This window comes from Arthrobacter sp. TmT3-37 (assembly GCF_054510835.1).
Genome location: NZ_JBTNDU010000036.1, coordinates 1 through 1,282, shown reverse-complemented (window position 1 = coordinate 1,282; position 1,282 = coordinate 1). Strand labels below are relative to the sequence as shown.

The 1,282-nt window shown below is 68.7% G+C and carries 1 protein-coding gene; it reads right to left on the bottom strand.

Annotated features, from left to right (window positions below):
- Nucleotides 1-14: 14 nt before the first annotated feature.
- Nucleotides 15-1,282: LGFP repeat-containing protein (locus ACX80U_RS19155; protein ID WP_459269544.1), on the bottom strand; the 1,268-nt coding region annotated here is incomplete at its 5' end.

The following is a 1,282-nucleotide window of genomic DNA, read 5'->3' as shown; positions in this document are numbered from 1 at the left end:
CGGGGTGGGGTGGGTCAGGTTCGTTTGACGCCGGTGGTGGAGGTCCAGGTGAGGGTTCCGCGTTGGAAGCTCTGGGTGCATTTGGTGCGGGTGGGGCAGGTCTGGTTGGTGGTGGGGTAGCCGAGGGTTCCGTTCTCGGCGCCGGCCTTGCGGTAGGTGGTGCGGATGGGGCCGTTGGCGGTGATCCTGGCTCCGGTCTTGGAGCTCCAGAGGATCTCGCCGTTCTGGAAGGACTGGTAGCAGCCGTTGTCGCGCAGGCCGCAGATCTCGGCGGTCAGTGGGTAGCCCAGGGCGCTGTTCTCTGCGCCGGCCTTGCGGTAGGCGTTGCGGATGGAGCCGGAGGTGCTGAGCGTGGTTCCGGTGCTCGGGCTCCAGTAGATGTCGCCCCGCTGGAAGGACTGGTAGCAGCCGCCGTCGCGCAGGCCGCAGATCTCGGCGGTGACGGGGAAGCCCAGCTGGCCGTTCTCCGCTCCGAGGGATCGGTAGAGGTCGCGGATGCCGCCGGTCCTGCTGATGTTGGCTCCGGAGTCGCTGGACCAGAGGATCTCGCCCCCCTGGAAGGACTGGTAGCAGCCCTTGTCGCGGATGCCGCAGACCTGGGCGTTCACGGGGTAGCCCAGGAGGCTGTTCTCTGCTCCTGCCTTGCGGTAGGCGGTGCGGATGGGGCTGTTGGAGATGATCTGCGCGCCGGTGGCGGGCGACCACATGATCTCGCCCGATGCGAAGGACTGGTAGCAGCCGCCGTTGCGCAGGCCGCAGGTCTCCTCGCCGGCGGGGAATCCGAGGGCGCTGTTCTCGGCGCCCGCGGCGCGGTAGGCGTTACGGATCCCGCCGGTCCTGGTGATGTGTGCTCCGGTCTCGGTGGAGGAGAGGATCTCCCCGTTCTGGTACGTCTGGTAGCACCCGCCGAGCTTGAGTCCGCAGATCTCCGCGCTGGTGGGGTAGCCCAGGATGCCGTTCTCCGCGCGTGCTGCCCGGTACGCGGTGCGGATCGGGCTGGCCTTGGAGATCTGGGCGCCCGTGGCCGAGGACCAGAGGATTTCTCCGTTCTGGAAGGCCTGGTAGCAGCCGCCGGCTTTGAGCCCGCAGGCCTCCGCGGCGAGGGGGAAGCCCAGTGCTCCGTTCTCGGCGCCGGCAGCACGGTACGCGGTGCGGATCACGCCGGCCTTGCTGATCGCGGCTCCGGAGGCCTTGGACCAGAACACCTCGCCCTTCTGGAAGGACTGGTAGCACCCGTTGTCGCGGATCCCGCAGACCTGTGCCGCGGTGGGGTAGCCCAGGG